Genomic DNA, 23,526 nt, shown 5'->3' on the forward strand with positions numbered 1-23,526 from the left:
TGTGGTCAGGGATTTAGCTGTGTTGAGAGGGCATGCCGGTGTTTGGGGGATTTGTCTGTTTCAGACAAACCTTGGCTGTCTGGACTGGGGCCGCTTCGCAGCCCAACGGGGATAAATCCCCTCGCCACAGATCATTCCCTGACCACAGACAGTCTCTTCACGAAAAAAGATCGCAGCCTGCGGCAGCGCCTACAGGATCGGGTTTTCACTCGGTCAATGTAGGAGCTGCCGAAGGCTGCGATCTTTTGATCTTTAATCGGTCAACCCACCAAAAATCTCATGCGCAATCTTCACCCGTTCCGCATTCGGATAATTCTTATTCGCCAGAATCACGATGCCAATATCCTTCGATGGCACGAACGCCACGTACGCACCGAAACCGCCGGTTGCGCCGGTTTTGTTGTAAAGCACATTGGCCGGTTCAGGCTGTGGCGGGTTCAGCCATTTGACCTTGTGCGGCTCCATCGCCATCGGCGTCGAGTTGCCGGCTTGCAGCTTGTCCAGGCTGATCGGGTAGGAGTAGCGCTCCCATCCCAGACCCTGAGTCATATCGCCGACGGTGTAGTAACCGGTGTGGGTCGCGGCGATGGCTTTTTGCATTGGCTGTTCAAGGTTCGCAGGCTTGAGGTTGGCCTCGACGTAACGCAGCAGATCCGCCGCACTGGTCTTGATGCCGTAGGCTTCGGCGTCCAGTGCGCCGGGGCTGACGCGAACCGGTTTGTCATTCTTGTCGTACCCCTGCGCGTAGAGCTTCGCTTCGGAGGCGGGCACTTCAATGAAGGTGTGCTTGAGGCCCAGCTTCGGCAACAGGGTTTCAGTCATCGCCTGAGCAAAGGGTTGGCCGAGGCTTTTGGCCGTCAGATAGCCGAACAAACCGAGGCTGGGGTTGGAATATAGGCGATGGCTGCCCGGCGGATACGCGGGTTTCCACTGCTGGTAATAGCCGAGCATCTTGTCCGCCGAATCCGCGTCAGCGGGAAATTGCAGCGGCAGTCCCCCCCCGCTGTAGGTGCCCAGTTGCAGCACGCTGATGTTGTCGAAGGCGCTGCCTTTTAACTCCGGCCAGAGCGTGCTGGCCTTGGTCGACAGGTCCAGTTTGCCCGTGGCCTGCGCGTAACCGGCCAATGTGGCGGTGAAGGTTTTGCTCACCGAGCCGACTTCGAACAGGGTGTTTTCGCTGACCTTCTGCCCGGAGTCCTTGTTGGCGACGCCGTAGTTAAAGTAATGCGGCTGGCCGTTGATGGTCAGCGCAACGGCCAGGCCAGAAATGTTCTGTTGCTGCATCACCGGCGTGACGGCGGCCTTGACCAGCGCTTGCAGTTGCTCATCGGTTTGCGGAGCGCCCAGGCAAGTGGCGGCACCAAAGATCAGGCTAAATGCACCGTAGGAAAAGGCTTTGGTCGGGTTGATGGATGACATATATGAACCACTCTCCATGAGTGTTGATGATGGTGTCCCGCTATACTGCGGGCGATTTTTGTAATGGACGGCTGATCAGCGCCGACAATTTAGGCAGTCCGACGTGAATCGACAAACGACGAAATCTCGGATTAGCCATTAGAAAAATTTGGGACTGGGCATGATTCGACCACAATTGCCGCTCAACGCACTGCGCGCTTTCGAAGCATCGGCGCGTCACTTGAGTTTCACTCGAGCTGCCGTGGAGCTGTGCGTGACCCAGGCCGCCGTCAGTCATCAGGTCAAAAGCCTCGAAGCGCAGCTCAACGTAACACTGTTCAAACGCCTGCCCCGCGGGCTGATGCTGACCAGTGAAGGCGAAACGTTGCTGCCGGTGTTGAGCACTTCGTTTGACCACATCGCGCAGATCCTCGAACGCCTTGCCGGTGGACAGTATCGCGAGATGTTGACCGTCGGCGCGGTTGGCACGTTCGCCGTGGGTTGGCTGTTGCCGAGGCTTGCGGACTTCCGGACGAAACATCCGCTCATAGATTTACGGCTGTCGACAAACAACAATCGCGTGGACGTTGCCGCCGAAGGGCTGGATTACGCGATCCGTTTTGGTGCCGGGGCCTGGCACGGTATCGAGGCGATGCGCGTGCTCGATGCGCCGCTATCAGTGCTGTGCGTGCCGGAGATCGCCCGGCAATTGCACACGCCGGGCGATCTGTTGCAGCAGACGTTGCTGCGGTCCTATCGCACCGATGAATGGCCGGCGTGGTTTCAGGCGGCGGGTCTGGCGACACAGGCAGCGCCACCGCAAAGCATCATGTTCGACTCGTCGCTGGCGATGATGGAAGCGGCGTTACAGGGCAGTGGCGTGGCGCTGGCCCCGCCGCTGATGTTTGCCCGGCAACTGGCGGCGGATGCGATTCGCCAGCCGTTCGCGGTCGAGATCACGACCGGGAGTTACTGGCTGACGCGGTTGCAGTCGCGGCCGGAGACGACGGCGATGAATGCGTTTAAAAACTGGTTGCTACAGCTCTGAAGCTGGCACAACCTCCTGTAGGAGCTGCCGAAGGCTGCGATCTTTTGATCTTAAAAGACAAGATCAAAAGATCGCAGCCTTCGGCAGCTCCTACAGGGGATCAGTGTTGTTTTCGGAAATCAGCGCACCAGACACGGCCGCTTGTTATCGAACTTCCAGCCCGGAATCAGAAACTGCATCGCCACGCTGTCATCCCGTGCGCCCAGGCCCATGCCTTTGTACAGTTCGTGAGCCTTGGCGACTTGATCCATATCCAGCTCCACACCCAGCCCCGAGGTCTTCGGCACCTGCACGCAACCGTCGACGATTTGCAGCGGTGCCTTGGTCAGGCGCTGGCCGTCCTGCCAGATCCAGTGGGTGTCGATGGCGGTGATTTCACCCGGTGCCGCCGCCGCAACGTGGGTGAACATGGCCAGCGAAATATCGAAGTGGTTGTTGGAGTGCGAGCCCCAGGTCAGTCCCCACTCATGGCACATCTGCGCCACGCGCACGGAACCTTGCATGGTCCAGAAGTGCGGGTCGGCCAGCGGGATGTCCACCGATTGCAACTGGATCGCATGGCCCATTTCGCGCCAGTCGGTGGCGATCATGTTGGTGGCGGTTTTCAGGCCGGTGGCGCGGCGAAATTCAGCCATGACTTCGCGGCCGGAATAACCGTTTTCCGCACCGCACGGATCTTCCGCATACGCCAGAACCTGATGCTGGTCGCGGCACAAGCGGATCGCTTCCTTGAGTGACCAGGCGCCGTTCGGGTCGAGGGTGATGCGCGCCTGCGGGAAGCGTTCGGCCAGCGCCGTCACCGCTTCGATTTCAGCGTCGCCACTGAGCACGCCGCCCTTGAGCTTGAAATCCTTGAAGCCGTATTTCGCGTGGGCCGCTTCGGCGAGGCGGACCACGGCTTCGGCGGTCATGGCCTTCTCGTGACGCACGCGGAACCAGTCGTTGTCGGCGTCCGGTTCGCTGCGGTAGGCGAGGTCGGTTTCGCGCTGATCGCCGACGTAAAACAGGTAGCCAAGCATCTTCACTTCATCGCGTTGCTGGCCTTCGCCGAGCAGCGCCGCGACCGGCACGTCGAGGTGTTGACCGAGCAAGTCGAGCAGCGCGGCTTCGAGGCCGGTGACCGCGTGAATAGTGATGCGCAGGTCGAAGGTTTGCAGGCCGCGGCCGCCGGCATCGCGGTCGGCAAAGGTTTGGCGGACTTGATTGAGCATCTTTTGATACGTGCCGATCGGGCTGCCGATGACCAGGCTGCGAGCGTCTTCCAGCGTCTGGCGAATGCGCTCGCCACCGGGTACTTCACCGACACCGGTGTGGCCGGCGTTGTCCTTGAGAATGACGATGTTGCGGGTGAAAAATGGCCCGTGGGCGCCGCTCAGATTAAGCAGCATGCCGTCGTGGCCGGCCACCGGAATGACCTGCATGTCAGTGATGATCGGGGCTTTGGCGATGTCGTGTGCGTTCATTGTTTTTATCCTTTTCGTATCTTTCAGAATCAGGCGTGTTTCGGCACAGTTTCAGCTATAGCAATATCCGCAGCCGGCTTCGGCTTGGTGCGGGCGAAGAAGACGATGATCGCGGCAATGATCGAGGTAGCGGCCAAGCCGTAAAGGCCACCCTGAATCGAGCCGGTGTGTTCTTCGAGCAGACCGAAAGTGGTCGGCGCAACGAAACCGCCAAGGTTGCCCACCGAGTTGATCAGCGCGATCACGGCGGCGGCAATTCGCGCATCCAGATACGCCTGTGGTATCGGCCAGAACAGCGACGAAGCCGACTTGAAACCCAGCGCCGCAAAGCAGATCGCGACAAAGGCGAAGATCGGCCCACCCGTGGTGGACATGAACATCCCCGCTGCGGCGATCAACAGGGCGGTGGCGACCCATGCCTGTTGGTGTTTCCATTTGGTGGAGAGGGAGGCGAAGGCATACATGCCAACAATCGACAGCAACCATGGAATCGAATTGAACAACCCGACCTGCACGTCGCTGAGGTCGCCCATTTTCTTGATGATGCTAGGTAGCCAGAAGGTCGCGGCGTAGATCGTCAACTGGATGAAAAAGTAGATCAGGCAGAACAGGAGGATCTGCCGATCCTTGAGCAGTTTGCCCATTGATGGCCGGATCGGTGTGGCGGCTTCGCGGGCCTTCTGTTCGTCGTCGATGGCCGTGACGAGTGCGTCCTGTTCGGCGCGGCTCAGCCATTTCGCATCGTGAGGTTTGGCGTCGAGCCAGAACCAGACGAACACGCAGAGGCACACCGAAAACATCCCTTCAATAAAGTACATCCATTGCCAGCCGTGCATGCCCAGCCCGTTGATTTGCAGGAGCAGGCCGGACAGCGGGCCGGAGATCAGGGACGCAATAGCTGAGCCGCTGAGGAAGATCGCAATGGCCTTGCCGCGTTCGGCGCCGGGCAGCCAGCGGGTGAAGTAGTAGATCACCCCGGGAAAGAACCCGGCTTCGGCGACGCCAAGCAGGAAACGCAGAATGTAGAAGTGGGTTTCGTTCTGGATGAACGCCATGCAGGTAGCTACCACGCCCCAGGTGAACATGATTCGGGTCAGCCAGATGCGCGCGCCGACTTTCTGCAAGAGCATGTTGGAGGGGACTTCGAACAGGGCATAACCGATGAAGAACAGACCGGCGCCGAAGCCGTAAGCGGCGGCGCCAATGCCCAGGTCATGTTCCATGTGGGTACGGACGAAACCGATGTTCACCCGGTCAATGTAATTGACGATGAACATGATCACGAAGAGCGGCAGGACGTGGCGTTTCACTTTCGAGATGGCGGACGCCAGCGTTGCATCAACGCCCTCGTTCATCCCGGAGACGGAGGTTTTCACTAGGTTTTCTCCCACTGATTATTTTTATGCGGGGTAGGGCTGGGTACTGCGTTGTTGATAGACATCATACAACTAGGTTTTTTTGTCCTACAAGTGGGAAGGACCGACTAAATTCTTTGGTGATGCAGGTTTTTTATACTTTTTCGGTTTTTTTCTCAGTGTTTGTTGGGTTTCTTCTGTTCTGCGGACATGTATTTTTGAGCTTCATGGCGTGTTTTTTCTGAGGAAGTGCTAAGTCGCGAACTAGATTTTGCGCCGATATCGAGTGTTGTCATACAAGTTGGTCGAAGTCGGAGGAGTAAAATGGACCTTGTCAGCCATCCCCGCAGTGCTACGATCCGCAAGCCCCGTTCACCGGAACCAACCATGCAAGAAGACCTCGACGCCCCCGCGCGCAAACGTGCGCACAACCTGGCCCATGACCTGGTGGAGAAGCTCACCCAGAGCATCCTGCTCGGGCAGATGTCGCCCGGCGACAAATTGCCGTCGGAGAATTCCATCGTTCAGGAACACGGGGTCAGCCGCACGGTGGTGCGCGAGGCGATTTCCAAATTGCAGGCGTCGGGGCTGGTCGAGACGCGGCATGGCATCGGCACGTTCGTGATCGAGCGGGCGCCGGAGCAGGGGTTGCGGCTGAACGTCGACACCGCGCTCGGGGTGCGCAGCATCCTTGAATTGCGCATGGGCCTGGAGACGCAAGCCGCCGCTTTGGCAGCGCAACGCCGTAGCGAGCAGCAAGTGCTGCAGATGCGCCAAGCGCTGGATGACTATCAACGTCTGTTGGCCAACAACGACAGTTGCGTCGAGGCTGACCGGCGCTTTCATCTGCTGATCGCCGAGGCCACCGGCAACGTCTGCTTCAGCGAGATCATGCAGCACTTGGGCAATGCGATGATTCCGCGCGCGCGGGTCAATGCAGTCGAGCGCGGGGCGGCGGATTTGAGCAAGCTGGGGCAACTGGCCAATCTGGAGCACGAGGCGATCTTGAATGCGATCAAGCGCCAGGATCCGGATGCAGCGCGGGCAGCCATGTGGCTGCATCTGACCAACAGTCGCGACCGGTTCCTCGCACAGGGTTGAGCGCCGTTGGTCTGTTCGATGGCACGTCGCTCACGGGGCCGCTTCCAAATTGCACGGCCCGGGTTTTCCGGACCTCCTTGGTGAGGTGCGTCATGGCTAACGACTTGCTGTTTCAGGGGGGAGTTCTTCCCACCGACCCAACCCTTCCAATACCCGGCACCGATGAGCCGTCACTGGGCGATCACGATGCACCGCCAGGGATGACTCCGGGGCGCGATCCGTTGAGTGACGCCGATCGGCCGGAAGACTGGAAGGATCCGCCAGCAGATGAAGACATGCCGCCGGCGGATGAGCCGACGCCGTTGTCGGATGATCGGCGCTGAGTGGATCTGGCTCTGATTGATGTGATGTCTGTGCTTGCCCCATCGCTGGCTTGCCAGCGATGGCGGCGGCAGCCACAAAGGATCTCCCCGGAGAATGCATTCAATGTGGGAGCTGGCTTGCCAGCGATGGCGGCGGCAGCATCAGTAGATATCAACGATCAAACCCCGGCAGTCCGCCCCACCCAAAACCGCCGCTCCAGATTCAACGCCAGCACACTCACCAACACCACCGCCGAGCCCACAAGCATCAACAGGGTCGGCCGCTCGCCCAGCCCCACCGACGCAATCCCCATCGCCGTCGGCGGAATCAGGTACAGGGTCATGGTCGCCCGACTCAAATCCATATGCCTGAGCACAAACCCCCACGCCAGATAGGCCAGGGCACTCGGAAACACACCCAGCGCCAACACCGCCCATTGCACCCGCAGCGGCGCTTTCATTACCGCGTCGCTCAACCCCGGCAGGTAAATCAGCAATAGCAACGTCCCCGACCACACCGCGTAGCACGTCAGACTCAAGCCGTCATAGCGTCGGGCGTGATGCTTTTGCAGGGCGAAATAAATGCTCCATGAAACCGCCGCCAGCAAGATCAGCAAGCCATGCGCGTCGATCTCGCCCACTCCACGATCACCGCTGACCACAATCGCCACGCCGACCAAACCCAGCAACACGCAGCCCCAACGCCAGACACTGACCTGATCCCTGAAGACAAAACGCGCCAGCAGCGTGCTGAACAGCGGACTTGATTGCGCCAGCACGCTCGACGCCCCGGCGCTGACGCTTTGCTGGCCGATGTTCAGCGCGACGTGGTGCAGGCTGACCGCAAAGAAACCCAAGGCGAACAGCAGCGGTACATCCCTCACGCGGGGAAGCTGAATACCTTTGAACGCGGCAATCACCGCCATGAACAACGACGCCAACAGAAACCGCAGCAACGCCAGGTGCCCGGGATCGTAGGCTTGCAGGCCGATGTGTATTCCGGTTGGCGAATACGCCCAGCAGCCGACGACAAACGCCATGGCCAGTAAGATTTTCAGCGAAGAAGGGGGCGGCATGATCGAGCACCAGTAGGCATGATGCGCCAAGTATCCGGGGGTCCAATCATTCGCCACAACTGACTTATACTGCGCTGAATGTTCACTCAGAGTGATGAATATGGAGCTGGCACAAATCCGTATGTTCAAGACCGTGGCCGAGGAGGGCAGCATCGCCCGGGCGGCGGAAAAACTGTTCTGCGTGCCGTCGAACATCACCGCGCGGATCAAGGCGCTGGAGGCGGAGTTGGGCGTTGCACTGTTTCTGCGTGAGGGGCGTGGGTTGCGGATCAGCCCGGCAGGGCAGACGTTTCTTGCCTATGCGCAGAAAATTCTGGCGCTGACGGCGGAGGCCAAACGCGCAGTTGATCCTTCGGCCGAGCCATCCGGGCCGTTGCGCATCGGCGCCATCGAATCGTCGGCCACCGGGCGTTTGCCACGGCTGCTGGCAAAGTTTCACAAGCGTTTTCCGCAGGTCGCGCTGGAACTCACCACTGGCACCTGGGGCCAGTTGCTCGACGACACGCTGAGCCATCGCCTCGACGGCGCGATTGTCGCGGTGGATGTTGAGCGCTCGCATCTGAAACGCACACCGATGTATCGCGAAGAGTTGCTGCTGATTGCCTCGACGTCGTTCGGGCCGGTGCGCGGCATCGATGATCTGCAGGACAAAACCGTGTTCATGTGGCCGCAAGGCTGTCCGTATCGGGCGGCGCTGGAGCATTGGTTATTGCGTCAGGGGCAGGCGTTGCCGATTGTCAGCCTGGCCAGTTACGGGGCCATTGTCGGGTGCGTCAGTGCGGGAGCGGGCGTGGCTTTGGTGCCCAAAGGGGTGTTCGAGCAATACGCCAAAGGCGCGGGGTGTGTGGGCCATGAGTTCCCCGAACTGACGGCCATCGACAATCTGTTTTATTGGCATGAAAACGCCGGGGTGCACCCGGCGCGCGAGGCGTTTGTGGCGATGTTGCGTGAAGAATTCACCTGACCCAGCCGTCCTTTATGCTCCGAACACATCACCCTGTAGGAGCTGCCGAAGGCTGCGATCTTTTGACTTGGATTTAAAAAAGCAAAATCAAAAGATCGCAGCCTTCGGCAGCTCCTACACGGGTTCGTGTGGATGATGGAGCTGGTTAGTTTGGCTTGAGGTCGCGCATCAACAACCCAAAGCGCAAATCCACCCCGTCCGGAATCGGTACATACACCGTATGCCCATCACCAGGCGCCACTTCGATCGCTTCACCCTTCAGATTCTTCAATTCATGCAGATCGAAATGAAAGTTGCCGCCGGGCGTCATCAATTCCAGATGATCACCCAGCGCAAACCGATTCTTCACCTTGACCTCGGCCAACCCGTCACGCCGTTCACCGGTCAACTCCCCGACAAACTGCTGTCGCTCCGACACCGAGCTGCCATGCAGATAATTCTGATACTCGTCGTGTACATGACGACGCAGGAAACCCTCGGTGTAGCCGCGCTGGGCCAGTGACTCCAGATCGTTCATCAGGCTGCGATCGAACTCGCGCCCGGCCACCGCATCATCAATCGCCCGGCGATACACCTGTGTGGTGCGCGCGCAGTAAAAGTGCGATTTGGTCCGGCCCTCGATTTTCAGTGAATGCACGCCCATGCGGGTCAGGCGCTCGACATGCTGGACCGCGCGCAGATCCTTGGCGTTCATGATGTAGGTGCCGTGCTCGTCCTCGAAGGCGGGCATCAATTCGTCAGGGCGATTGGCTTCCTGCAGCAGAAACACCTGATCGGTCGGCGCGCCGAGGCCCAAGGTTGGCTGGGGCTGGAACGTCTGGACGATCTCGCCAAGCTGATTCTCGGTGGCCTCCTGCGCCGAGTATTTCCAGCGGCAGGCGTTGGTGCAGGTGCCCTGATTGGCGTCACGTTTGTTCATGTAACCGGAGAGCAGGCAACGTCCGGAATAAGCCATGCACAGCGCGCCGTGAACGAACACCTCCAGCTCCATGCCCGGCACCTGCTCGCGGATTTCGTCGATTTCTTCCAGCGACAGTTCGCGGGACAGGATGATCCGGCTCAAACCCTGTTGCTGCCAGAACTCGACGCTCGCCCAATTCACCGTGTTGGCCTGCACGGAAAGGTGGATCGGCATCTGCGGGAAATGCCGGCGCACCAGCATGATCAGCCCCGGGTCGGACATGATCAGTGCGTCCGGCGCCATCTTGATGACCGGTGCCAGATCCTTGAGAAACGTTTTCAACTTGGCGTTGTGCGGCGCGATGTTGACCACCACGTAGAAGCGCTTGCCCTGCGCCTGCGCTTCACGAATGCCCAGGGCCAGATTGGCGTGATCGAACTCATTGTTGCGCACTCGCAGGCTGTAGCGCGGCTGGCCGGCGTAAACCGCATCGGCACCATAGGCGAAGGCGTAACGCATGTTTTTCAGGGTGCCGGCGGGGGCGAGCAGTTCGGGGGCGGCGGGAGTGGAGGTGGGAGTCATGGCGGCAGCGCTCGCAAAAGCGCGGCAGGGTAGTGCGGTTGTCCGCTGGGCTTATTGATCTGGATCTATGCTCTTTGAATAAAGATGGCACTCGCGCGGGCGGCGGCTGACTAAGTTGGGCTGGCGTGCATGGCGCCTGACTGACATGGACTGGACATGAACCAAAAAAGTATTCAATTCAAATCGCTGACGGTGTTGCTGTTACTGGTGACGGTGGCCTTCATCTGGATTCTGTTGCCGTTCTATGGCGCGGTGTTCTGGGCGGTGATCCTCGGCATTCTGTTCGCACCGATGCAGCGCAAATTGCAGATGAAATTCGGCTGGGAGCGCAACCTGACGTCGCTGTGTACATTGAGCATCTGTCTGGTGATCGCGATTCTGCCGGTGATCATCATCAGCCTATTGCTGGTGCAGGAAGGCGCGTCGGTCTACAAGAATATCGAAAGCGGCGAGCTGGACATCGCGGCGTATCTGGCGCAGTTCAAACAGAGCTTGCCGCCGTATTTCCAGAACCTGCTGGACCGTTTCGGCATGGGTGAGCTGAATGGGTTGCGCGAGAAAATCGTCAAGTCGGCGATGCAGGGCAGCCAGGTGCTGGCGAGTCAGGCCTTCAGTTTTGGTCAGGGCACATTCGAATTCGTGGTGAGTTTTTTCATCATGCTCTATCTGTTGTTCTTCTTTTTGCGCGACGGCGCCGAACTGGCGCGCAAGGTGCGTACCGCCGTGCCGCTGGAGGAGAGCCACAAGCGTCGATTGCAGCTGAAGTTCAACCGCGTGGTGCGGGCGACGGTCAAGGGCAACCTGGTGGTCGCGATCACTCAAGGGGCTTTGGGCGGGGCGATTTTCTGGTTTCTCGATATCCCCAGCGCGTTGCTGTGGGCGGTATTGATGGCGTTTCTGTCGCTGTTGCCAGCGGTGGGGGCGGGGATTGTCTGGGCGCCGGTGGCGCTCTACTTCCTGCTCAGCGGGATGATCTGGCAGGGCGTCGTGCTGGGGTTGTTCGGCATCTTTGTGATCGGTCTGGTGGATAACGTGCTGCGCCCGATTCTGGTGGGCAAGGACACGCGGATGCCCGACTACATGATTCTGATCTCGACCCTCGGTGGCCTGGCAGTGTTCGGCTTGAACGGGTTTGTGATCGGACCTTTGATTGCCGCGCTGTTCATGTCCAGCTGGGCGCTGTTTATCGAAACCAAACCCAAGGTGCAGTTGCCTTAAACATGAAACCGCGCGCCGGCGACCTGTTGCGACAGTGCCTGCGCTGCCGGCAAGGACGTGAGCGGGCCGCTGATCGGCTCGCCGTCACGCATCAGATACCAACAGGCGAGCAATCCCAGCTCTCTGAGTGAGGCGGGAACGGCGCTGCCAACAACGGACATGATTTGAACCTGAGCCATGACAAGGACCTCCATCAATCGATGGCGCTACCTTAGGGACTCGGCGTTCTCAGGGACAATCAACGCTTTCGATAGTGGTCATTGATAACAGTGAGGGCTGTTTCAATCGACCACTTGATCAAGCATGTGCATCACTTCGCGCTCATTGAGCAGGCCTTTGTGCACAAGGTTCTCGGCCAGCAGCGAAAGAAACTTGGCGCAGCGGTGGCCTTCCAGGTGCTTGAGCTCGGTCAGCGCGCTGTACACCTTGCTGGAGGTGCACAAGCCGACGATGCGGTGCGGATTTTGTGTTGGCATGGAGTCGTCCTTGTTGTTATCAACCTGTTGTTTACGGACGGATTCAGCTTGCGGTTCCGTCATGACAAATAAATGACCGTTGTATGTTTTACCCCCAACGGTCAAATCCATCATGCCGACTTTAGCTGTTGAAACTGTCCTCACAGCGACCTTGGCGAGATTTTTTCAGACGCTGGCCGACCGACGGTCACAAAAAATCCCCGCTATTAAAGCGGGGCTCTGTATTTCGGTTACCAGCGTGGGCCACCGTAGTAACCGTGTGGCCGGTCGTAATAACCCTGTGGCCGACCGTAATAACCGCGAGGCGGGCCGTAATAGACGGGCGCCTGTTGGATATACACCGGTTGCTGCACATACACCGGCGCCGGTTGGTAATAAACCGGTGGTGGCGGCTGTTGCACGTAAACCGGTTGGGGCTGAACGTAAACCGGCTGTTGCTGGACATACACCGGCCGATCCTGATTGATCAGCGCCGAGCCGATGATGGCCGAGCCGACGATCGCGCCAAACACCGCAGGGCCTTGCCAGCCGTGGCCACCACCGGCTTCTGCCTGTCCTGTGACCGCGAGTGCGCCAATCAACAGGGCCATAATGGGGAGTTTACGAATCATGATAATTCCTCGGTTCTTCGACCCGGCGGCAGGGCCTGAACCAGGCCCGCAGTCGTCGCGGGGATACTTCTAAGACAGCGTTTTTTTGAAATTCAGCACAGCCGCCGGGTAAATTTTGTGTAAGGTCTGTACCGTTTTCTTTACCGGGCGTTCAGCGGTAACGCCATCGCGTACAGACCCGCCAATATGATCGAACAGAACCCGATGGGCTGGCTAATCCCGTCCATCCGAAAGTGCGTTTGAAGGAGAAGTTTCATGCAGATGAACCCGAACAAAGACACCCAGTTGTGCATGTCCCTGTCCGCACGGCCTGGTAATTTCGGTCTGCGTTTTCATAACCATTTATATGAGCAGTTGGGCCTGAATTTCTATTACAAAGCCTTCGCCAGCAAGGATCTGACCGGCGCGGTCAGCGGGATTCGTGCGCTGAGCATTCGCGGCTGCGGCGTGTCGATGCCGTTCAAGGAGGCCAGTATTGCGCTGGTCGATGAACTGGATGCGTCGGCAGCGGCGATTCAGTCGATCAATACCATCGTCAACACCAATGGCCATCTCAAGGCTTACAACACCGACTACATCGCCATCGCACAATTGCTGGAAACCCACGCGGTGCCCAAGGCATCGACCTTCGTCCTGCGCGGCAGCGGCGGCATGGCCAAGGCTGTGGCCAGTGCCCTGCGCGATGGCGGTTACAAAAACGGCTTGATCGTCGCCCGTAACGAGCGCGCGGGGCGTGCACTCGCAGACTCGCTGGGCTATCGCTGGCAGGCAGAGCTGGGTGATGAACGGCCGCAGATGCTGATCAACGTCACTCCGGTCGGGATGGACGGTGGCCCGGAAGCAGGGCAACTGGCGTTTGAGCCTGAGGTGATCAAAGCGGCGGAGACTGTGTTTGATGTGGTGGCGATTCCATCGGAAACGCCGCTGATCGTGCGCGGACGGGCTGAAGGCAAACGAGTGATTACCGGGCTGGAGGTGATTGCGATCCAGGCGCTGGAGCAGTTTGTGCTTTATACGGGCGTCCGGCCGACTGAAGAGCAGTTTCAGGCGGCGGTGGAGTTTGCGCGTAGCTGATTGATAGGCGCTGGCAGGTCTGGCCTCATCGCGAGCAGGCTCACTCCTACAGTTGATCTGCGTGGTTCACCCCTATTGTGTGATCACCGGAGATCCAGTGTAGGAGTGAGCCTGCTCGCGATCCTGGCGACACGGTTTCCGATCAAGCAACCTTATCTATACTGCTCCCCCAGCAAGCACAGACTTGCCCACCCACAAAAACCGAGGTCAGCATGCCCCCGCGCATTCTCAATCTGCATCAGGTCGAACTCGAACCGCTGCCCGAAGCCCTGTCTCCCGAGGGCGAAACCGCCGCACGTTACCAGCAACGCTCAGCGCGGATAGGCCTGCAACTCGGTGCACAGAAACTCGGCTATCGCCTGTATGCACTGCCACCGGGCATGCGCGGCAGCCCGTTTCACAGCCATCGGGTCAATGAGGAAATGTTCTACGTGGTGGCCGGGGAGGGCGAGGTGCGTCTTGGCGCCGAGCGATTCCCGATCCGGGAAGGTGATGTGATTGCCTGCCCAGCGGGCGGCCCGGAGATGGCGCATCAGATCATCAATTCCAGTACGGGTGAGTTGCGTTATCTGGCAGTCAGCACTCAGCAGCAGCCGGATATTTGCGAATACCCGGATTCGAACAAATATGCGGTGATGGACAACTTCGCGGTGGATGCTGAGGGCAATGCGTCAGGCTTTGTCGCCGTGGCGCGACAGTCGGATGGGGTGGATTACTGGGATGGCGAGTAGTGCATAGATCCTTGTAGGAGTGAGCCTGCTCGCGATAGCGGTGGCACATTCGAAAGCTGTTTTCCGGACAAATCGCTATCGCGAGCAGGCTCACTCCTACAAGGGTTCGGTGGTATTTACTCGAGGCGCGCCAGGCGCTCCTCCAGCGCCGCAATCCGCGCCTCCAGCTCTTCGATCCGCTCCACCGAAACACCGCCACCCGCGACGCGTTCCTGAGGATTCTGCCGCGCCGCCAGAATGACCTCGATATCCGCCGGATCACCCAGCGCATGGGTGTAACGATCTTCGCGCTGCCCGGACTGACGTGGAATCAATACCGCCAGCCCGCGAGCAATCAGGCGCTCCAGTTGATGCAGCACCTGCTCGGCATCTTCGAAATCATGCATGCGCCCGCTGCGGGTCAGCAGTTCGTTGATGGTTTGCGGGCCGCGCAGAAACAGCAGCCCCGTCAGAATCACCTGCGCCGGCACCAGTTCCAGCGCCTTGTCGACCTTGTGCTCCCAGCGGTCGGCACGACTGCCCATGACCAGCTTGGCGAAACCGCGACCCTCGAGGGCGCGCAGGCTCTGGCCAACCTGGCCCTGGGTCAGGTTCATCACCGGTTCACGGCTGGTTTTCTGATTGCAGGCGGTGACCAGTGCGTTGAGGGTCAACGGGTAGGTTTCCGGGCTGGTCGCCTGTTTCTCGATCAACGAACCGAGGATACGGATTTCCGTGGCGTTAAGCCGTGGTTCGTCGAAGGTGGATTCTGGTTCGGTGGTCATCGCGCGTTCCCTCAGCAGTCGAAGGCGCCTAGCGTAATCCTTGCCAAACAAAAGGCAAGCCGTGTGGTCATCAAGCATGGCTATAATCGCCCCCATGTTCCACCCAGCCACTACATGAGACTGCCATGACCATTTCCCTGTACGCCGCATCCGTCCCGGTTTTTCAACAAATGCTCAACGCCCTGAGCGATGTCCTGAAAAAGGCTGAAGCCCACGCCACCGAGAAAAACATCGACCCGAACGCCTTCCTGCAAGCGCGCCTGTTCCCGGACATGTTCCCGCTGACCCGTCAGGTGCAGATTGCCGTGGACTTCGCCAAAGGTGTTTCGGCGCGTCTGGCTGAAGTCGAAATCCCGAAATACGACGATAGCGAAACCACCTTCGCCGAACTGCAAGCCTTGATCGCCAAGGTGCTGGCCTTCATCGGCGAGATCAAGCCTGAGCAGATCGATGGCAAGGAAGGTATCGAAATCGTCACCCGTCCGGGCACGCCGAAAGAGAAGCGCTTCAGTGGCCAGTCTTACCTGCTGACCTACGGTCTGCCGCAGTTCTTCTTCCACGTCACCACCACTTACGCCTTGCTGCGTCATAACGGTGTTGAAGTGGGCAAACGCGATTACATGGGCGCGTTCTAAAACACTCGGCAACAAAAAAGCCCGCCAAGGTTTGCGCCTTGGCGGGCTTTTTAATGCTTTTTGTAGGAGTGAGCCTGCTCGCGATAGGGTCGTGTCAGCCACATTATCTTTGGAGGACACACCGCAATCGCGAGCAGGCTCACTCCTACAGGGGTTACGCGGTGCGGCGAGCTTTCTCTTCCTCACCCAGGCACGCCGCTGCGGTAAACAGCACGTCGGTGGAGGAGTTCAGCGCGGTCTCGGCGGAATCCTGCAGCACGCCAATAATGAAACCGACTGCAACCACCTGCATGGCGATCTCGCTTGGAATACCGAACAGGCTGCACGCCAGCGGGATCAGCAACAACGAGCCACCGGCCACGCCCGAGGCGCCGCAGGCGCAGATTGCGGCGACGACACTGAGCAGGATCGCCGTCGGAATATCCACGGCAATGCCCAGCGTGTGCACCGCGGCCAAAGTCAGCACGGTGATGGTGATTGCCGCGCCGGCCATGTTGATCGTCGCACCCAGTGGGATCGATACCGAGTACGTGTCTTCGTGCAGGCCCAGACGCTTGCTCAACTCCAGGTTGACCGGAATGTTCGCCGCCGAACTGCGAGTGAAGAATGCAGTGATGCCGCTTTCGCGCAGGCACTTGAGGGTCAGCGGATACGGGTTGCGACGCAGTTTCCAGAACACGATCAGCGGATTCATCACCAGTGCCACGAACAGCATGCAGCCCAGCAGCACCGCCAGCAGGTGCGCATAACCGATCAGCGCGCCGAAACCGGACGTGGCCAGCGTAGAAGCTACCAGGCCGAAGATCCCCAGCGGGGCGAAGCGAATTACCACGCGCACGATAACGGTGACGCCGTTGGACAGATCACCCAGCACTTCGCGGGTAGTATCGCCGGCATGACGAATCGCGATGCCCATGCCGATCGCCCAGGCCAGAATGCCGATGAAGTTGGCGTTCATCAGCGCGCTGACCGGGTTATCCACCACGCTCAGCAGCAGGCTTTGCAGTACTTCACCGATACCGCCCGGCGCCGTTACCGCAACGTTTTCAGTGGCCAGTACCAGATTCGACGGGAACGCCATACTCGCGACCACTGCAACCACCGCCGCTGCGAACGTGCCCAGCAGGTAAAGGAACAGAATTGGACGGATGTGGGTTTCCTGGCCGTGCTTGTGGTTGGCGATCGACGCCATGACCAGCACGAACACCAGAATCGGCGCCACGGCTTTCAATGCCGAAACGAAAACCTTGCCGATAAAGGCCGTCGACTTCGCCGCTTCCGGCGCGAACATCGCCAAGGCGATACCGGCAATCAGGCCGATCACGATCTGCGTGACCAGGCTCAGGTTTTTCAAGCGTTGCATTAGAGAAGGGGATGAAGCGGTCATGACGGCATCTCTGTTTTTTTATTGGGTACAAGGTTGCGTGAGGCGGTGGCAAAACCAGGGCAGACCATCACCACGCAGCGAAAGTGTTGACGCAAATTCAACGTCCTTAAACAGGCCGCTGAACAGGTGTACGTTTTTCAGGGCGCGGACTTTATCACAGCGTAGGCCTTATCCTTCAGGCATGTGACGATCTGCCACCCGATCTGTCAGCAAGATAGACAGGTTTGTGCAAGTCAGCCCGGGCACACTCTGTTAAGATCGCGCATCCTCATTTTCAAGTTCTGCCAGCGGGCCTTTCGGTCATCGCTGGTGTCGTCGTTTCGTTGGAGTTTCCCATGCTGTTGCCCATCCTTCTGTTGTCCGCCGCCGGTTTCACGGTGCTGACCACAGAATTCGTTATTGTCGGCCTGCTGCCGGCGATTGCCCGAGACCTCGAAGTCACCATCCCGCAGGCCGGTCTGCTGGTGACTCTATTCGCTTTTACCGTGGCGATGTTCGGCCCATTCTTGACCGCGTATTTCGCCCGGTTCGAACGGCGCAAGCTGTTTATCAGCATCCTGATCATGTTTGGTCTGGCCAATACGGTGGCGGCATTTGCGCCGAACATCTGGGTGATGGCAATTGCCCGGTTGATTCCGGCGCTGGGGCTGCCGGTGTTCTGGGCGCTGGCCAGTGAAACGGCGGTGGACATCGTCGGCCCGGACTTTGCCGGTCGAGCCATCGCCAAGATCGGCTTCGGCATTGTCTGCGCCACGGTGTTCGGCATTCCGGTCGGCACCTTGATATCCGATGCGTTCGGCTGGCGCAGCGCGTTTGGCATTCTGGCGGTGATCGCCTTTGCCAAGGCATTGCTGCTGTTTGTGTATCTGCCGAAAACCGATCTGCACCAGCATCAGGTCAGCTTCAGCTCGCAGTTCAAGATCTTGCGCAGTCCGCTGATGATCGGCCACGTCGTGCTGTCGATTCTGGTGTTCAGCGGCATGTTCACCGTTTACACCTATCTGGCCGACATCCTTGAGCGCCTCGCCGGTTTCAACGGCACAGTGGTCGGCTGGTGCCTGATGGGCTTCGGCGCGGTCGGCTTGATCGGCAACTCGTTGGGTGGTCGTGCAGTGGACCGCCATCCGCTGGGGGCGTCGGTGTTGTTCTGTGCGTTCATGATTGCCGGCATGGTGTCGCTGGTGCCGAACATTCATTCACCGCTGGGTTTAACGGTGGCTATGGGGATCTGGGGCGTGACCCAGGCGGCATTGTTCCTGGTCAGCCATGTGCGCCTGATGAAAGCCGCGCCGGAAGCGCCGGCCTTCGCCGCATCGCTGAACATCGCCGGGGCCAACCTGGGGATCGGTCTGGGTGCGATGGTTGGCGGCCGGGTCATCGACAGCGCGGGCCTGGGCTTCCTCGGGTTTGCTGCCGCAGGGTTCATTCTGCTGTCGGTGTTCCTCGCCATGGTGCTCATGACGCTCAAGCCGCGCGACGTCTGCGCCGAGGCTTCATAACGCGGTAAACAGCTCGCGTCGGGCACCTTCGGTAATCGCAACGATGCCGGGGTGCTTGACCTTGCGCTCCACGGATATGGCATAGAACGACTCGGTCACCGCGTCGGTCTGGCCGATCAACTGAACGCCGTACTGGCGCTTCACTTCCTCGGCAATCACGCTGGGGCCGATAAAAATCCCGCTGCCGGATTGGCCGAATGCCTGCATCAAGGCACTGTCATCGAACTCTCCGACGATTTGCGGCTGGATCTGCTGCTCGGCAAACCAGCGCTGCAATCGACTGCGCACCACGGTTTCCGGTCCAGGAATCAACAGCGGTGCGCCGTGCAGACTGCGCGGAAAATCCTGACCGTAACGCGCAGCCAGTTCGGCGGTCGCGAAGAAACTGATCCCGCATTCACCGAGTTTCTGGCTGTAGCCCTTGATGTCGAGGTGCGACGGCATCGGGCTGTCGGAAATCACCAGGTCCAGGCGCTGAATCGCCAGATCCGCCAGTAATCGCTCGAGTTTGTCTTCGCGGCAGGTAATGCGCAGCGGTTCGTTCAGCTCCATGGTCGGCGCGATCAGGCGATAGACGATGGACTTGGGCACCACATCGGCGACGCCAACGCGGAACAGGATCTGCTGCTCATTGGGCTGGGCGCGCAGCATCAGTTCCAGTTCGCCGCCCAGTTGAAACATCTGCTCGGCGAAAGGCAGGGCCTGACGTCCGGCTTCGGTGAGCTCCAGTTGCCGGCCAACCCGTCTGAACAATTCAATGCCATACGTTTGCTCGAGCAGCGAAATCTGCCCGCTGATGGTTTGTGGCGTCAGGTTCAGTTGCTCGCAGGCTCGCACGATGCTGCCGGTCTTGGCGACCACCCAGAAATAATGCAGTTGACGGTAATTGAGCATCGACTCGCTTCCCCAGTAGGAGCTGCCGAAGGCTGCGATCTTTTGATGTTGCTGTGTAAAAACAAGATCAAAAGATCGCAGCCTTCGGCAGCTCCTGCATTAGTGATGTTTGGGTTCGTAAAAACCGAAGTATAGCCGCTAAAAATACGAATTTTCCTGAAGTGTTTGGCTCCCTAGAATGCCCAGCCATCGAGGGTCGGTCTGTGACCCTGACTGTTTATTCGAAGGAAGCCTCATGAAATACACATTCCCTGTGTTGATGTTTACGTCTTTACTGGTTTTGACCGGCTGCGATCAGGCCGAGAAAAGCGCTCAGCAGTTGATGGGCAAAGCGGCCGAAAGCGCCAAGCAAGCCATCGACGACACCCACAAAGCTGCCGAGCAAGCACTCAGCGACGCCACTGGCGGGCTGATCGAGAAAAAAGAACCATCGGAAAAAGACTCGGAAACTTCCGAATCTTCCTCCAAGACCATCTAAATCGTCTTACACAGAGTCAGGACTGACCCATGGAATATCTGTTAGAACTCGCCGCCAGCCCCACCGCCTGGGTTGCCTTGGCCACACTGGTCGTGATGGAAATCGTGCTCGGCATCGATAACCTGATCTTCATTTCGATCCTGACCAACAAGTTGCCTGAGCAGCATCGCCAGAAAGCGCGGCGCATCGGTATCGGCATGGCGTTGATTCTGCGTCTGGCGCTGTTGAGCACCATCGCGTTCATCGTGCAGTTGACTGAGCCGGTGATTGAAATCCTCGGCCAGGCCTTCTCCTGGAAGGACATGATCCTGATTGCCGGTGGTCTGTTCCTGGTCTGGAAAGCTACGACCGAGATCCATCACAGCATGGACCCGGCGCCGGAAGACCCGAAGTCGGCCACCTCGACTGTCACGCTGGGCTTTGCTGCGGCTATCGGCCAGATCCTGTTGCTCGATATGGTGTTCTCGATCGACAGCATCATCACCGCGGTCGGCATGACCGAACACTTGCCGATCATGATCATCGCGGTTGTTGTGTCGGTGCTGGTGATGTTGCTAGCGGCTGATCCACTGGCCAAGTTCATCAACGACAACCCGACGGTGGTGATGCTGGCCCTGGGCTTCTTGATCATGATCGGTATGACGCTGATCGCCGAAGGCTTCGGCGCCCATGTACCGAAAGGTTATGTGTATGCGGCCATGGCGTTCTCGGCCGGGATTGAAGTGCTAAACATGTTGTCGCGTCGTGCCAGGCAGAAGAAGCTGGCTGTGCAGGCGTAATAGCTGAAAGACAAAAGGCCGCTTGAACTCTGGGAGTTCAGGCGGTTTTTTTTCGACTGAAGACTTGTGGTGTCTATTCGAGCAGGCCCCTCACCCTAGCTCTCTCCCCCAGGGAGAGGGCTAGGGTGAGGGGGCTTTTAGCTTTTAATGCACTGTCGCGTGGCGTACGCGTTGCTCTTCTGCCTTTTCCACCAGCGTGGTTTGGACAGGATGATGATGACGCCGCGCAATTCGCAGCACTCCCCAAAGCATGGCGGTGGCCACAGCCAGCCAGCCGGCAATCAACATTACGATGGTCATGGTCAGGCTCATAAGTGCCTCCTCTTTGCCCTGCATCGGGCGCCCACTTTTTCAGTTCGCTCTGTCTCAGTGACAGTCTAGTCACTGGGGTGTTTCAAGCTATTGACCAAAGGTCGGTGATGACCAATCAGTTCGCTCTATGCAATCGACGTGTCTGCGCTTTAAGGCTATACCGCAGCCTTGCGGCGTCCTATGATCCTTGACCTTGCCGGAACACGACGACCGGCGTCTGAACAGAGAGTGACAAAGGTGCAGGTATTTTCTCGAATTCGTGCGGCGCTGCTGGTCGCCGGTTGCGCGGCCGTGATGGTCGGGTGCGCGGGCAGTGTCGCGCCGCAGGTCAAGCGACTGCCGGAGCGGGTCGAGCTTAGCGGCACCTTCTATCGGGGCGAGGCCAATCAAAGCGGCCCGCAGGTGTTGGCCAGTCTGTTGTCGCAGCAAGGCATCGTGATCACGCCGGGGTTGTTGGAAAAACCGCTGCACCTGCCGGGTGCCGAGGACAAGCTGCAACAGAACATCCAGAACCTGGCCCGGGAATACGGCATGGTTGTCTATCCGCTGGACAAGAGCTTGCCCGCCTTGTTGACTCAGGTTGCTGCAGGTTTTCCGGTAATGGTGCGGTTCAGCGAAGGTTCGGCATTCTGGGCTGAGCCGCGTTACGCCATCCTTTCCGGCTACGACCGCAATAAACAGAAGGTGCTGCTGCGCGCGGGCATGAACCGTCGCGAGTTGATGAGCTTCAGCGCCTTTGAGGCTGCTTTCGAGAAGTCAGGCGGCTGGGCGATCCTGATCCAGAAACCCGCGCAGATTCCTGCGGACGTGGATCGCCAGCGCTGGCTCAAGGCTGCCGACGAGTTGTCCCAGGCCGGTCAGGAACCCGAAGCGGCGCAAGCGCGTAAGGCTCTGGTCGCGCACTGAGTCTCCGTTCGTCATCTGCCGGGCACGACTGCGCCCGGCAGGCCTCTGAAGATGACAACCCGTTGTTCACGGGTGAACAAGGAGGCGACATGACAGATTCTCGATCCCCGCAAGGCCCGCATTCTTCCGAGCATTCCTCAGGCGATGACCTGGGGTTTGATCCGGATTCGCCGGATGTCGCCGATCCACAAGTTGATCCTGTAGGTCCCGCCAAGGCACCGCTGGATGTGGAGCCCGGTGAAGAAGAAAAGAAACCGGCCAAACCCTACGATCCCTTAGCCGATCTGAAACCTTGATGTGAGGTGCGTATGAGTACCGATTCAAGCTTCGATGACCAAAAGCCCGACAGCGTGCCGACGACGCCTGAGGAGGGCGTTGATCCGGTGCTCGATCCGGACAGTCCGATGCGCGATCCAATGGCCCGGCCCTTGGTGGCGCCTGGGCTGGCACCGGATCCGAGCAGGGGAGATGGCATTCCTGACGATGACAAGATGCCGCTGCCTAACGACTGACGCGCCCAGATGAAAAAAGCCCCGAAGATTCGGGGCTTTTTGTTTTTATACATTTTACTTGGAGGCTTCGACCACGCCACTCTGGCGGCTCTTGAGGTTTTTATCGGCCTTGTATTGTTGAGCCACCGCTGGAACGCTGGCGCTCTTGCCCGTCTCGACCCAGCTGCGGATGCGGCTGGCATCGGCAAAATGCGTGTATTTGCCGAATGCATCAAGAATCACCAGCGCCACCTGGCGATTGCCCATGCTTGTCACCAGCACCAGACAATGCCCGGCCTGATTGGTGAAGCCGGTCTTGGTAATCTTGATGTTCCAGTTGTCCTTGTTCACCAAATGGTCGGTGTTACGAAAACCCAGGGTGTAGTTGGGTTTGCGGAACGCTACGGTTTTTTCCTTGGTGGTGGTCAACTGAACAAGCAGCGGTTGCTTGTGCGCCGCTATCAGCAATTTGCTCAAGTCACGCGCGGTGGATACGTTGCGCGGCGACAGACCGGTCGGCTCGACAAAGTGAGTGCTGGTCATGCCCAGTGCTTTTGCCTTGGCATTCATCGCCGCGATAAACGCTGCGTAACCACCCGGGTAATGATGCGCCAGGCTTGCAGCAGCGCGGTTTTCCGAAGACATCAGGGCAATCAGCAGCATCTCGCGGCGCGGCAGTTCACTCTTCAGTTTGACTCGGGAGAACACGCCGCGCATTTCCGGCGTGCTGCTGATATCGACATTGATCCATTCGTCCATGTTCTGTCGGGCTTCAACCACTACCAGTCCAGTCATCAGCTTACTGACGGAAGCGATCGGCACGATCACGTCAGGATTGCTGGAGTAGATGACCTTGTTGGTCTGCATATCCATGAGCAGTGCGCTGCCGGAAGCGATCTTCAGTGTCGAAGCGTCACGTGGGGCAGCGGTGGTTTCCGCAGCGTTGATCGTTGGCGTGATGAATGTGCCTGTAAATGCAAAAAACAGGCTCAGAATCGAAAGACGAATTTTCACGCGGGCGAACTCATAAAAGTTGGATATTCCGTTAGTTTGTAACGGGTTATTTCTTCAAAGCGTCGCA

27 protein-coding genes are annotated in these 23,526 nt (G+C 58.8%); 14 read left to right on the forward strand and 13 right to left on the reverse strand.

What is annotated here, in order from left to right:
- Positions 1–252: 252 nt before the first annotated feature.
- Entirely contained in the window at positions 253–1,419 is a 1,167-nt protein-coding gene (gene ampC, locus ICA16_RS00940) for a class C beta-lactamase (RefSeq protein WP_210699702.1), read from the reverse strand.
- Positions 1,420–1,579: 160 nt separating this feature from the next.
- Between ampC and ICA16_RS00945 the strand changes: the two genes are divergently transcribed.
- Positions 1,580–2,446, forward strand: coding sequence for a LysR family transcriptional regulator (locus ICA16_RS00945; protein ID WP_210699703.1), 867 nt, complete (start codon positions 1,580–1,582; stop codon positions 2,444–2,446).
- Positions 2,447–2,565: 119 nt separating this feature from the next.
- Here ICA16_RS00945 and gudD read toward each other — a convergent pair whose 3' ends face one another.
- Positions 2,566–3,909 (reverse strand): glucarate dehydratase, encoded by a 1,344-nt coding sequence (gene gudD, locus ICA16_RS00950; RefSeq protein WP_210699704.1) that lies wholly within the window; start codon positions 3,907–3,909, stop codon positions 2,566–2,568.
- A gap of 29 nt (positions 3,910–3,938) precedes the next feature.
- The gene (locus ICA16_RS00955; RefSeq protein ID WP_210699705.1) at positions 3,939–5,285 is read right to left on the reverse strand and encodes an MFS transporter; all 1,347 of its coding nucleotides are present in this window, start codon (positions 5,283–5,285) and stop codon (positions 3,939–3,941) included.
- Between the two features lie 366 nt (positions 5,286–5,651).
- Between ICA16_RS00955 and ICA16_RS00960 the strand changes: the two genes are divergently transcribed.
- Both ICA16_RS00960 and ICA16_RS00965 read left to right on the forward strand, forming a co-directional pair.
- On the forward strand, positions 5,652–6,365 hold the full coding sequence (locus ICA16_RS00960) for a FadR/GntR family transcriptional regulator (RefSeq protein WP_150605391.1): 714 nt from the start codon (positions 5,652–5,654) through the stop codon (positions 6,363–6,365).
- 92 nt (positions 6,366–6,457) lie between these two features.
- The gene (locus ICA16_RS00965; RefSeq protein WP_210699706.1) at positions 6,458–6,688 is read left to right on the forward strand and encodes a hypothetical protein; all 231 of its coding nucleotides are present in this window, start codon (positions 6,458–6,460) and stop codon (positions 6,686–6,688) included.
- A gap of 158 nt (positions 6,689–6,846) precedes the next feature.
- Here the strand turns inward: ICA16_RS00965 and ICA16_RS00970 are convergent, their stop codons facing one another.
- Positions 6,847–7,743 (reverse strand): DMT family transporter, encoded by an 897-nt coding sequence (locus ICA16_RS00970; RefSeq protein ID WP_210699707.1) that lies wholly within the window; start codon positions 7,741–7,743, stop codon positions 6,847–6,849.
- A 100-nt stretch (positions 7,744–7,843) separates the two neighbouring features.
- Between ICA16_RS00970 and ICA16_RS00975 the strand changes: the two genes are divergently transcribed.
- The gene (locus ICA16_RS00975; protein WP_210699708.1) at positions 7,844–8,707 is read left to right on the forward strand and encodes a LysR family transcriptional regulator; all 864 of its coding nucleotides are present in this window, start codon (positions 7,844–7,846) and stop codon (positions 8,705–8,707) included.
- 145 nt (positions 8,708–8,852) lie between these two features.
- On the opposite strand, the gene trhP is transcribed toward ICA16_RS00975, so the two are convergent.
- Entirely contained in the window at positions 8,853–10,190 is a 1,338-nt protein-coding gene (trhP, locus tag ICA16_RS00980) for a prephenate-dependent tRNA uridine(34) hydroxylase TrhP (protein ID WP_210699709.1), read from the reverse strand.
- Positions 10,191–10,346: 156 nt separating this feature from the next.
- On the opposite strand from trhP, the gene ICA16_RS00985 reads away from it, so the two are divergent.
- Complete coding sequence (locus ICA16_RS00985; protein WP_150605386.1) at positions 10,347–11,408, forward strand: AI-2E family transporter; 1,062 nt, start codon at positions 10,347–10,349, stop codon at positions 11,406–11,408.
- Here the strand turns inward: ICA16_RS00985 and ICA16_RS00990 are convergent.
- From ICA16_RS00990 to ICA16_RS01000, 3 genes are all read right to left on the reverse strand, one after another.
- Positions 11,405–11,587 (reverse strand): hypothetical protein, encoded by a 183-nt coding sequence (locus ICA16_RS00990; RefSeq protein ID WP_150618313.1) that lies wholly within the window; start codon positions 11,585–11,587, stop codon positions 11,405–11,407. The two genes, ICA16_RS00985 and ICA16_RS00990, sit on opposite strands and share 4 nt — an antisense overlap.
- 102 nt (positions 11,588–11,689) lie before the next feature.
- The gene (locus ICA16_RS00995; protein WP_016984641.1) at positions 11,690–11,884 is read right to left on the reverse strand and encodes a hypothetical protein; all 195 of its coding nucleotides are present in this window, start codon (positions 11,882–11,884) and stop codon (positions 11,690–11,692) included.
- 230 nt (positions 11,885–12,114) lie between these two features.
- Positions 12,115–12,495: a hypothetical protein gene (locus tag ICA16_RS01000; RefSeq protein ID WP_150605384.1), complete on the reverse strand. Its 381-nt coding sequence runs from the start codon at positions 12,493–12,495 to the stop codon at positions 12,115–12,117.
- 255 nt (positions 12,496–12,750) lie between these two features.
- Between ICA16_RS01000 and ICA16_RS01005 the strand changes: the two genes are divergently transcribed.
- Both ICA16_RS01005 and ICA16_RS01010 read left to right on the forward strand, forming a co-directional pair.
- Complete coding sequence (locus tag ICA16_RS01005; protein WP_210699710.1) at positions 12,751–13,569, forward strand: shikimate 5-dehydrogenase; 819 nt, start codon at positions 12,751–12,753, stop codon at positions 13,567–13,569.
- A gap of 212 nt (positions 13,570–13,781) precedes the next feature.
- Positions 13,782–14,300, forward strand: coding sequence for a cupin domain-containing protein (locus ICA16_RS01010; protein WP_210699711.1), 519 nt, complete (start codon positions 13,782–13,784; stop codon positions 14,298–14,300).
- Positions 14,301–14,416: 116 nt separating this feature from the next.
- On the opposite strand, the gene ICA16_RS01015 is transcribed toward ICA16_RS01010, so the two are convergent.
- Positions 14,417–15,064 (reverse strand): YceH family protein, encoded by a 648-nt coding sequence (locus tag ICA16_RS01015; protein ID WP_210699712.1) that lies wholly within the window; start codon positions 15,062–15,064, stop codon positions 14,417–14,419.
- 125 nt (positions 15,065–15,189) lie between these two features.
- On the opposite strand from ICA16_RS01015, the gene ICA16_RS01020 reads away from it, so the two are divergent.
- A complete protein-coding gene (locus ICA16_RS01020) occupies positions 15,190–15,699 on the forward strand; it encodes a DUF1993 domain-containing protein (RefSeq protein ID WP_150605380.1) in 510 nt (169 codons plus the stop codon).
- A 154-nt stretch (positions 15,700–15,853) separates the two neighbouring features.
- Here the strand turns inward: ICA16_RS01020 and sstT are convergent, their stop codons facing one another.
- Positions 15,854–17,086, reverse strand: coding sequence for a serine/threonine transporter SstT (gene sstT / locus ICA16_RS01025; RefSeq protein WP_210553110.1), 1,233 nt, complete (start codon positions 17,084–17,086; stop codon positions 15,854–15,856).
- Between the two features lie 335 nt (positions 17,087–17,421).
- Here sstT and ICA16_RS01030 point away from each other — a divergent pair, with 335 nt between their 5' ends.
- The gene (locus tag ICA16_RS01030; RefSeq protein ID WP_150605378.1) at positions 17,422–18,585 is read left to right on the forward strand and encodes an MFS transporter; all 1,164 of its coding nucleotides are present in this window, start codon (positions 17,422–17,424) and stop codon (positions 18,583–18,585) included.
- On the opposite strand, the gene nhaR is transcribed toward ICA16_RS01030, so the two are convergent.
- Entirely contained in the window at positions 18,580–19,479 is a 900-nt protein-coding gene (gene nhaR / locus ICA16_RS01035; protein WP_150605377.1) for a transcriptional activator NhaR, read from the reverse strand. The genes ICA16_RS01030 and nhaR overlap by 6 nt on opposite strands.
- Positions 19,480–19,714: 235 nt before the next feature.
- On the opposite strand from nhaR, the gene ICA16_RS01040 reads away from it, so the two are divergent.
- Together ICA16_RS01040 and ICA16_RS01045 are read left to right on the forward strand one after the other, a co-directional pair.
- Positions 19,715–19,957: a hypothetical protein gene (locus ICA16_RS01040; protein ID WP_150605376.1), complete on the forward strand. Its 243-nt coding sequence runs from the start codon at positions 19,715–19,717 to the stop codon at positions 19,955–19,957.
- A 29-nt stretch (positions 19,958–19,986) separates the two neighbouring features.
- Positions 19,987–20,736 (forward strand): TerC family protein, encoded by a 750-nt coding sequence (locus ICA16_RS01045; RefSeq protein WP_150605375.1) that lies wholly within the window; start codon positions 19,987–19,989, stop codon positions 20,734–20,736.
- 144 nt (positions 20,737–20,880) lie between these two features.
- Here the strand turns inward: ICA16_RS01045 and ICA16_RS01050 are convergent, their stop codons facing one another.
- Positions 20,881–21,048, reverse strand: a complete 168-nt coding sequence (locus ICA16_RS01050) for a hypothetical protein (RefSeq protein WP_210699713.1) — start codon at positions 21,046–21,048, stop codon at positions 20,881–20,883.
- 180 nt (positions 21,049–21,228) lie between these two features.
- Here ICA16_RS01050 and ICA16_RS01055 point away from each other — a divergent pair, with 180 nt between their 5' ends.
- The 3 genes from ICA16_RS01055 to ICA16_RS01065 all read left to right on the forward strand — a co-directional run bounded on the left by ICA16_RS01055 (position 21,229) and on the right by ICA16_RS01065 (position 22,466).
- A complete protein-coding gene (locus ICA16_RS01055; protein ID WP_150618318.1) occupies positions 21,229–21,954 on the forward strand; it encodes a peptidase C39 family protein in 726 nt (241 codons plus the stop codon).
- A gap of 89 nt (positions 21,955–22,043) precedes the next feature.
- Positions 22,044–22,250, forward strand: a complete 207-nt coding sequence (locus ICA16_RS01060) for a DUF6021 family protein (protein WP_150605373.1) — start codon at positions 22,044–22,046, stop codon at positions 22,248–22,250.
- A 12-nt stretch (positions 22,251–22,262) separates the two neighbouring features.
- Positions 22,263–22,466, forward strand: coding sequence for a hypothetical protein (locus ICA16_RS01065; RefSeq protein WP_150605372.1), 204 nt, complete (start codon positions 22,263–22,265; stop codon positions 22,464–22,466).
- Positions 22,467–22,520: 54 nt separating this feature from the next.
- Here the strand turns inward: ICA16_RS01065 and pbpG are convergent, their stop codons facing one another.
- Entirely contained in the window at positions 22,521–23,459 is a 939-nt protein-coding gene (gene pbpG, locus ICA16_RS01070) for a D-alanyl-D-alanine endopeptidase (protein ID WP_210553109.1), read from the reverse strand.
- Positions 23,460–23,526: the final 67 nt, after the last annotated feature.

The organism is Pseudomonas anatoliensis (genome assembly GCF_017976235.1).
GTDB classification, from domain to species: Bacteria; Pseudomonadota; Gammaproteobacteria; order Pseudomonadales; family Pseudomonadaceae; genus Aquipseudomonas; species Aquipseudomonas anatoliensis.